The sequence below is a fragment of the Vibrio sp. OPT24 genome, from assembly GCF_015163545.1.
GTDB classification, from domain to species: domain Bacteria; phylum Pseudomonadota; class Gammaproteobacteria; order Enterobacterales; family Vibrionaceae; genus Vibrio; species Vibrio cyclitrophicus.
In genome coordinates, this window is sequence record NZ_JADDYI010000006.1 from 137,058 (window position 1) to 146,960 (window position 9,903).

General features: G+C 44.6%; 5 protein-coding genes. 1 reads left to right on the forward strand and 4 read right to left on the reverse strand.

What is annotated here, in order from left to right; all coding sequences use genetic code 11:
* On the reverse strand, positions 1–401 hold a 401-nt coding region (locus IQO02_RS22025), incomplete at its 3' end, for a uroporphyrinogen decarboxylase family protein (RefSeq protein WP_322626529.1).
* A gap of 299 nt (positions 402–700) precedes the next feature.
* On the reverse strand, positions 701–1,510 hold the full coding sequence (gene nudC / locus IQO02_RS03005) for an NAD(+) diphosphatase (RefSeq protein ID WP_016769205.1): 810 nt from the start codon (positions 1,508–1,510) through the stop codon (positions 701–703).
* A 165-nt stretch (positions 1,511–1,675) separates the two neighbouring features.
* On the opposite strand from nudC, the gene IQO02_RS03010 reads away from it, so the two are divergent.
* A complete protein-coding gene (locus IQO02_RS03010; RefSeq protein ID WP_010435542.1) occupies positions 1,676–2,173 on the forward strand; it encodes an Rsd/AlgQ family anti-sigma factor in 498 nt (165 codons plus the stop codon).
* Positions 2,174–2,561: 388 nt separating this feature from the next.
* Here IQO02_RS03010 and rpoC read toward each other — a convergent pair whose 3' ends face one another.
* The gene (rpoC, locus tag IQO02_RS03015) at positions 2,562–6,764 is read right to left on the reverse strand and encodes a DNA-directed RNA polymerase subunit beta' (RefSeq protein ID WP_010435544.1); all 4,203 of its coding nucleotides are present in this window, start codon (positions 6,762–6,764) and stop codon (positions 2,562–2,564) included.
* 86 nt (positions 6,765–6,850) lie between these two features.
* Positions 6,851–9,903, reverse strand: a 3,053-nt coding sequence (gene rpoB, locus IQO02_RS03020; RefSeq protein ID WP_193838495.1) for a DNA-directed RNA polymerase subunit beta, incomplete at its 5' end; no start/stop codon positions are given.

Genomic DNA, 9,903 nt, shown 5'->3' on the forward strand with positions numbered 1-9,903 from the left:
TCTTTACGGATCTGACGAACAGCATTCATTACGTATTGAAGCTCGCCTTCGGGATCCGGTAGGCCAATCTTCTCTACGTCAGCTTTACATGTGATAGGGCGTTCAAATTTAGGACCTTCACCAGTTTCAAAGTACAAGCCTAAGCCCATTGCGTCAGGGATAGTTAGGATGTCAGAGAACAAGATTGCCGCATCAAGCGGGAAACGACGTAAAGGTTGAAGTGTTACTTCTGATGCTAGTTCAGCGTTTTTGCACAAAGACATGAAATCGCCCGCTTCAGCACGCGTTGCTTTGTACTCTGGAAGATAGCGGCCAGCTTGGCGCATCATCCATACTGGTGTGTAATCAACAGGCTGTTTTAAAAGTGCGCGTAAATAGCGATCGTTTTTTAATTCGGTCATTCCGTTAAATTCCAATTCAATCTTGTCTAGTTTTGATGGCAAGTATTCTAACACTGATTGAAGGGTAAAAGCTGTGTGCTTTGCAACCTAGATCAAGTTATTAACTTTTAAATCAATGCTTAATTTGCACCCAATTGCAGGAGCATGTTAAAAATTTGTTCGCTAGCGAAAATTACAATTATAACATCTGAGTAGTCACTACTCAGCATCTCATAACGACATCTTACTTACCCCCTCCACTTGTGGAGGGTTTTTTTTAGCTTTTGACCACCTATAGACCAAATACTATCATAGGTAAATTAGTACTCTATCGTCTGCTCTGCCACACCATTTTTCATCACGTCACCCACAGTTTTCTCAATCAATTGTCTCGCAATCGTTCCTACTGGAGCTATATCAGGCAGGCTTGTTACATCAAACCATTGGGCATCCGACAGTTCACTGTAATCTGGCTTGAGCGTACCGCCAGCGTAGTCAGCGAGAAAGGCCATCATCATACTCGATGGAAAAGCCCATGGTTGACTGCCAAAGTAACGAATATTATCCACATCAACGCCCGTTTCTTCTTTAACCTCTCTTGCAACACACTGCTCTAGGGTTTCTCCAACTTCTAGGAAGCCCGCTATCACGGTATACATACCAGTTTTATGCCTAGGGTGCTGTGCAAGCAATATCTTGTTGTCGTTACGTACAGCAACAATGATGCACGGGAAGATACGAGGATAATGAAGTGTTCGACAGTCTCCGCATTGCATCGCCACCTGATTATGGTTGAGGTGATTACGACCACCACATTGCGGGCAGAAACGCATACTTTGTGTCATGTGCCCATATTGGATAGCTTTACTTGCGGTAAGGAAACTAGATTCAGGCCAATGAAGTAACTCCCTCAGGTTAACCATGGTTAGTTCACTCTCAACATCACAGTCGTTGAGCCAATACACTTTACGACCTTGATGCTGACCGATACAGATCGCGTGTTCAACACTCAGCCCTAACTCATCAGCAGACCCATAAGGAAACTGATCATTATTAACCCAAATATCACTACCTGAAACGACGCACCAATAAGCTTGCTCTGTCATTTTGTTATCACTTTTTTTTAACATCCCTATACCTCATTGCTTGCAGTTCGTTCATTTTACTGGCAATCTAATTTCATACTAGAGTTGTAGCAGAGAATAATTCAAACTATTACTTTTAGTAGCTACCAATAAAATGGACCCTGCTTAGGCAATTACTTGATCACAAGGTTGTGATCAGATCATGAGGACATGGTCATGCTAAATAAATTCAAACAAGTACAAGAACAATGGGGTGGCTCTAATGAGGTCATCGATCATTGGCTCGAAACTCGACAGTCTCTAATCGTTGAGTATTGTAAGCTTGCCGCTCTAAAGCCTTCATCGTCAAAAACACCTGCTATCACTGAACTACCATCTCCAGAAGCGCTCCAAAAATTCAGCCAACATCTTGTTGATTACATCTCTGAAGGTCATTTCAAAATATATGACATGGTGATGGATAAATGGCAGTCTACTGGCTTCAAAGCAACAGACGAAATTAACCAGTCTTATGGTCATATCGTTCTTACCACTGAGCCACTACTTAACTTTACCGATAAGTACGCTGCAATTGAAGCGAGTGATGCGCTAGAAAGTTTTGATAGTGATTTGTCTCTAATTGGTGAGATTATTGAGGCAAGGTTTGAAGTGGAAGATCAACTGATACAACAAATTGCCGATAGCTTAGCCGTTCCACCAGGGGCATAATTGGCTTAACATCTTCTAAGCTTGCCTCTGTGCAAGCTTTTCGTTTTGTCTATAGATTATATAACCCACCCTACACGTTCAGTGGAAGATTTTAAGATCCCCCAGTACCTTAATGTTCGATACTGGACAAAACTACATTCCAAAATCAGCATCCACCAGCCAACGCTCGATAACTGAGTTAGAGTTTTTGATTGTAAAATAACTACTTATCAAAAAAATTCGCCTTGTTCTCAAATCTTTTTCCTGCGCTATTTCTGATCATTTACTTACTGTGATTGGTATTAAAGAGTTAAGACTGCTCGCAGTCGCCATGATTCACTTATATTTCAGATACAAAAAAGGCACCCGAAGGTGCCTTTTTTTATCTCTTAGAGACTACTCGTAGAGCTTACTCTTCTGAAGAGAAACCAGCATTTAGAAGTGCTGCTAGATTGTCAGTAGCTTGTTCAGCTGAAGGACCTTCTTGCTCTTCTTCACGTTGCTTTTGACGCTCTTGGTGGTATGCGAAACCAGTACCAGCTGGGATCAGACGACCAACAATTACGTTCTCTTTCAGGCCGCGAAGGTCATCACGCTTACCAGAAACCGCAGCTTCTGTTAGTACGCGAGTCGTTTCTTGGAACGATGCAGCTGAGATGAATGACTCAGTTGCAAGAGATGCTTTAGTAATACCTAGTAGATCACGTTCGAAACGTACTAGTTCTTTACCTTCAGCTTCTAGTTTACGGTTAGCAATCTTAACATTGTGGTACTCAACTTGTTCGCCAGGTAGGAACTGAGAGTCACCAGAATGGGTGATTGTACACTTACGTAGCATTTGACGAACGATAGTCTCAATGTGCTTATCGTTAATCTTAACGCCTTGTAAACGGTAAACTTCTTGAACTTCGTTCGCGATGTACTGAGTCACAGCGTGGATACCACGTAGACGCAGGATATCGTGTGGAGTTTCAGGACCGTCGGCGATTACATCACCACGTTCAATCTTCTCACCTTCAAACACGTTCAATTGACGATGCTTAGGAATCATCTCTTCGTAAGCGTCACCGCCTTCACGAGTGATCACTAGACGACGCTTACCTTTCGTTTCTTTACCGAAAGACACAGTACCTGTGTGCTCAGCAAGAATCGCAGGCTCTTTAGGCTTACGAGCTTCGAATAGGTCAGCTACGCGTGGTAGACCACCAGTGATATCTTTGTTTCCGCTCGATTTTTGAGGGATACGAGATAGTGTGTCACCAATGCCAACTTCAGCGCCATCTTCGATGTTTACAATCGCTTTGCCAGGTAGGAAGTAGTGAGCTGGCATATCTGTACCAGGGATCATTACGTCGTTACCTTGCTCATCAACAAGTTTGATAGCTGGACGCATATCTTTACCCGCTGCTGGGCGAGCTGCTGCGTCTGTTACTTCACTTGAAGAAAGACCCGTTAGATCGTCAGTTTGACGAGAAACTGTAATACCATCGATCATATCTACGAATTGGATACGACCTGCCACTTCAGTGATGATTGGCATAGTATGCGCTTCCCAGTTAGCTACAACTTCACCAGCAGTAACTGCTGCGTTGTCGCCTTTGGTTAGCATCGAACCGTAAGGAAGTTTGTGCTTCTCTTTAGTACGGCCGAATTCATCAATAATCGTCATCTCAGATGCACGAGAAGTGATAACCAGTTTCTTATCTTTGTTCACTACGAACTTAGCATTGTGAAGTTTCACAGTACCAGTTGTCTTAGCTTGGATGCTGTTCTCTGCCGCAGCAGTAGATGCCGCACCACCGATGTGGAACGTACGCATCGTTAGCTGTGTACCCGGTTCACCGATAGATTGTGCAGCGATAACACCAACTGCTTCACCTTGGTTTACTAGGTGGCCACGTGCTAGGTCACGACCGTAACACTGTGCACAACAACCGAAGTCTGCATCACAGGTAACAACTGAGCGCACTTTCATGCTATCTACAGAGTTGTCTTCCATGATTTGACACCACTTCTCATCAATCAGAGTATTACGTGGAATCAGTACATCTTCAGTACCAGGCTTAAGAACATCTTCAGCAACTACACGACCAAGAGCAAGCTCAGAAAGTGCAACTTTAACGTCACCACCTTCGATGTGAGGCATCATGTCGATACCTTCATGCGTGCCACAGTCATGTTCGTGTACTACAACGTCTTGTGCTACGTCTACTAGACGACGAGTTAGGTAACCCGAGTTAGCTGTTTTCAGTGCTGTATCCGCAAGACCCTTACGAGCACCGTGCGTTGAGATAAAGTACTGAAGGACGTTTAGACCTTCTTTAAAGTTCGCTGTGATCGGCGTTTCGATGATTGAACCATCTGGACGCGCCATCAGACCACGCATACCTGCAAGCTGACGAATCTGAGCTGCAGAACCACGTGCGCCCGAGTCGGCCATCATGTAGATGCTGTTAAACGATTCTTGCTGTTCTTCTTCGCCATCACGGTTGATAACTGTTTCAGAAGATAGGTTATCCATCATTGCTTTCGCAACGCGGTCATTCGTAGATGCCCAGATATCGATAACTTTGTTGTAACGCTCACCCGCAGTAACAAGACCAGATTGGAATTGCTCTTGGATTTCACGAACTTCTTCTTCAGCAGATTCAATTTCATCGTATTTCGCTTGAGGTACAACCATATCGTCGATACCAACAGAAACACCTGAAAGTGCAGCGTATGCAAAACCTGCGTACATGATTTGGTCAGCGAATACTACTGTATCTTTAAGACCAAGCTTACGGTAACACTCGTTTAGTAGGTTAGAAATTTGCTTCTTACCTAGCTTCTGGTTAACGATGCTGTACGGTAGGCCAGCTGGAACGATTTGCCATAGCATTGCACGGCCGACAGTTGTATCAACCATCTTCGTTTCAGTAGTGCTGTTACCATCTTCATCTACTACAGTCTCAGTGATACGTACTTTAACACGAGCGTGTAGCTCAGCAGTCTTAGTACGGTATGCCTTTTCAGCCTCAGCAGGGCCAGCAAGGTACATACCTTCACCTTTCACGTTGATCTTGTCACGTGTCATGTAGTAAAGACCCAATACAACGTCCTGAGAAGGTACGATGATAGGATCACCTGACGCTGGCGACAGAATGTTATTCGTCGACATCATCAGAGTACGAGCTTCAAGCTGTGCTTCTAGAGTTAGAGGCACGTGTACCGCCATTTGGTCACCATCGAAGTCGGCGTTGTATGCCGCACACACTAGTGGGTGAAGCTGAATCGCTTTACCTTCGATTAGTACTGGTTCAAACGCTTGGATACCTAGACGGTGAAGTGTAGGTGCACGGTTAAGCAGTACTGGGTGTTCGCGGATTACTTCGTCTAGGATATCCCAAACGATAGCTTCTTCGCGCTCTACCATCTTCTTAGCAGCTTTAATTGTCGTAGCCATACCACGAGTTTCTAGCTTGCTGTAGATGAACGGCTTAAATAGCTCAAGTGCCATCTTCTTAGGAAGACCACACTGATGTAGACGAAGGTATGGACCTACTGTGATTACAGAACGGCCAGAGTAGTCTACACGTTTACCAAGAAGGTTCTGACGGAAACGACCTTGTTTACCCTTGATCATATCAGCAAGAGATTTCAGAGGACGCTTGTTAGAACCCGTGATCGCACGACCGCGACGACCGTTATCTAGAAGGGCATCAACAGACTCTTGCAGCATACGTTTTTCGTTACGTACGATGATGTCTGGAGCCGCTAGCTCTAGAAGACGCTTCAAACGGTTGTTACGGTTAATCACACGACGGTAAAGGTCGTTAAGATCTGAAGTCGCAAAACGACCGCCATCTAGAGGTACTAGAGGACGTAGATCTGGTGGTAGCACTGGAAGCACAGTTAGGATCATCCACTCAGGCTTGTTACCTGATGAGATGAACGCTTCAACTAGCTTCAAACGCTTAGTAACTTTCTTACGCTTAGTTTCAGAGTTAGTCGTTTCTAACTCTTCGCGCATTTCTTCCACTTCTTGATGAAGGTCCATTGTTGAAAGCAGATCTTTGATCGCTTCAGCACCCATCTTAGCAGTGAATTCGTCACCCCACTCTTCTAGACGATCTAGATACTCTTCTTCAGTAAGCATCTGAGATTTTTCTAGATCAGTCATACCCGGTTCAGTTACTACGTACATTTCGAAGTAAAGAACACGTTCGATATCACGTAGAGGGATATCCATTAGTAGACCGATACGAGACGGTAGTGATTTTAGGAACCAGATGTGAGCAACTGGTGAAGCTAGTTCGATGTGGCCCATGCGGTCACGACGAACTTTAGTTTGTGTAACTTCAACGCCACACTTCTCACAGATAACACCACGGTGCTTCAGGCGCTTGTATTTGCCACAAAGACATTCGTAGTCTTTAACTGGACCAAAAATACGTGCACAGAACAGACCATCACGTTCAGGTTTGAACGTACGATAGTTAATTGTTTCTGGCTTTTTAACTTCACCAAAAGACCACGAACGAATCGTGTCTGGTGAAGATAGACCGATTTTGATTGCATCAAATTCTTCGGTCTTATGCTGTGCTTTTAGAAAGTTTAATAAGTCTTTCACGTTCAGCTCCTGTAAGGAGTTAAAGGAGCTCACCGACTAAAGTGAGCCCCCTTTACCAAGTAATCCAATCTTTTTAAAAAGAGGGATTACTCTTCGTCTTCTAGCTCGATGTTGATACCTAGCGAGCGAATCTCTTTCAACAGTACGTTGAACGACTCTGGCATACCAGGTTCCATGCTATGGTTACCGTCTACGATGTTCTTATACATCTTAGTACGGCCGTTAACGTCATCCGACTTAACTGTTAGCATTTCTTGTAGAGTATATGCAGCACCGTATGCTTCTAGTGCCCATACTTCCATCTCACCGAAACGCTGACCACCGAACTGAGCTTTACCACCAAGTGGTTGCTGAGTTACTAGGCTGTAAGAACCAGTTGAACGAGCATGCATCTTGTCATCAACCAAGTGGTTCAGTTTCAGCATGTACATGTAACCAACAGTTACAGGACGCTCAAACGAATCACCAGTACGACCATCAAACAGTTTAAGCTGACCAGATTCTGGCAGATCACCCAGTTTTAATAGCTCTTTGATTAGAGACTCAGAAGCACCGTCGAACACAGGGGTAGCAATCGGTAGACCGCCACGTAAGTTCTTAATCAGTGTACGAACTTGATCATCAGACAGTTCAGCAATATCAACTTTCTGACGAGTATCACCAAGATCATAAACCTTCTGTAGGAACTCACGGAACTTATGCAGCTCTTGTTGTTCCTTAACCATTTGGTTGATCTTGTCACCGATACCTTTCGCAGCCAAACCTAAGTGTACTTCTAGGATCTGACCGATGTTCATACGCGATGGTACACCCAGTGGGTTAAGTACGATGTCTACAGGCTGACCTTTCTCATCGTATGGCATGTCTTCAACAGGGTTAATCTTAGAGATTACACCTTTGTTACCGTGACGACCGGCCATCTTATCACCAGGCTGGATACGACGTTTAACCGCTAGGTAAACTTTCACAATCTTAAGAACGCCAGGCGCTAGATCATCACCTTGAGTGATTTTACGACGCTTAGTTTCAAACTTCTTATCGAAGTCAGCTTTTAGCTCATCCCACTGCTCAGCAAGTTGCTCAAGCTGTGTTTGTAGCGCATCGTCTTCTAGAACTTGCTCTAGCCATTGCTTACGACCGATAGTATCAAGCTTAGCTTCAGAGTAACCACCAGACAGAAGTACAGCTTTAACACGGTTAAGAAGGCCGCCCTCGAGAATTTGGAACTCTTCAGTTAGGTCTTTCTTAGCTTCTTTAAGCTGCATCTGTTCGATTTCAAGTGCACGTTTGTCTTTCTCTACGCCATCGCGAGTGAAGACTTGTACATCGATGATAGTACCTGAAACAGAGTTTGGTACACGTAGAGAAGTATCTTTAACATCAGATGCTTTCTCACCGAAGATAGCACGTAGTAGCTTCTCTTCAGGAGTCAGTTGAGTTTCACCTTTAGGGGTTACTTTACCAACTAGGATGTCGCCACCCTTAACTTCAGCACCAATGTAAACGATACCTGACTCGTCTAGTTTAGACAGAGCAGACTCACCTACGTTTGGAATATCAGCTGTGATCTCTTCAGAACCCAGCTTAGTATCACGAGCCACACAAGATAGTTCTTGAATGTGGATTGTCGTGAAACGGTCTTCTTGAACTACGCGCTCAGATACTAAGATCGAGTCTTCGAAGTTGTAACCGTTCCAAGGCATAAATGCGATACGCATGTTTTGGCCAAGAGCAAGTTCACCAAGGTCAGTTGAAGGACCATCAGCAAGAACATCGCCGCGTGCAACTGGTTCACCAGGAAGTACAGTTGGACGTTGGTTAATACATGTGTTTTGGTTCGAACGCGTGTACTTAGTTAGGTTGTAGATATCGATACCAGCTTCGCCAGGTACCAATTCATCTTCGTTAACCTTAACTACGATACGAGAAGCGTCAACAGACTGAACTTGACCACCACGTTTAGCAACCGCTGTAACACCAGAGTCAACTGCGATGTTACGTTCGATACCAGTACCTACTAGAGGCTTATCAGCCTTAAGTGTTGGTACCGCTTGGCGTTGCATGTTGGCACCCATCAATGCACGGTTCGCATCATCGTGTTCTAGGAACGGGATAAGCGAAGCAGCGATAGATACTACTTGGTTTGTCGCAACGTCCATGTAGTCAACGTGATCGCGTGGGTGAAGACCAGATTCACCTTTTTGACGAGCAGTGATTAGCTCATCTGCAAACGTAGATTCTTCAGTAAGAACCGTGTTCGCCTGTGCGATAACGAATTGACCTTCCTGGATTGCAGACAGGTAATCAACTTCTTCTGTTACAACACCATCTACTACACGACGGTACGGAGTTTCTAGGAAACCGTAATCGTTACAACGTGCAAACGCAGATAGCGAGTTAATCAGACCGATGTTTGGACCTTCAGGCGTTTCGATCGGACATAGACGACCGTAGTGAGTTACGTGAACGTCACGTACTTCGAAGCCTGCGCGCTCACGAGTAAGACCACCAGGACCTAAAGCAGAGATACGACGTTTGTGCGTAACTTCTGACAATGGGTTGTTTTGGTCCATAAACTGTGAAAGCTGTGAAGAGCCAAAGAACTCTTTAACTGCAGCAGAGATCGGCTTAGCGTTGATAAGGTCTTGAGGCATAATTGCGTCAAGATCACCAAGACTTAGACGTTCTTTAACGGCACGTTCTACACGAACTAAACCAACACGGAATTGGTTTTCTGCCATTTCACCTACAGAACGGATACGACGGTTACCAAGGTGGTCGATATCGTCCACTTCGCCTTTACCGTTACGGATGCCGATCAGTTTTTTCATCACTTCAATGATGTCTGATTCATCCAGAGTACCGCGCTCTTCTTCTTCTTCACGCTCGATAGAGCTGTTGAATTTCATACGGCCTACAGTTGATAGGTCGTAACGATCTTCAGAGAAGAATAGGCTTTCGAACAATGATTCTGCAGCTTCTTTCGTTGGTGGCTCGCCAGGACGCATCATGCGGTAGATTTCTACCAATGCAGAAATGCGATCTACTGTGCTATCTGCACGTAGAGTGTCTGACATGAATGGACCATGGTCTAGGTCATTCGTGAACAGAACTTCTAGAGTCTTGTGACCTGCTTGAG

What these genes read in the sequence shown, in the direction of transcription:
- IQO02_RS03010 (WP_010435542.1), top strand. Translation starts at nt 1,676, where the DNA reads ATGGTCATGCTAAATAAATTCAAACAAGTACAAGAACAATGGGGTGGC.
- nudC (WP_016769205.1), bottom strand. Translation starts at nt 1,510, where the DNA reads ATGTTAAAAAAAAGTGATAACAAAATGACAGAGCAAGCTTATTGGTGC.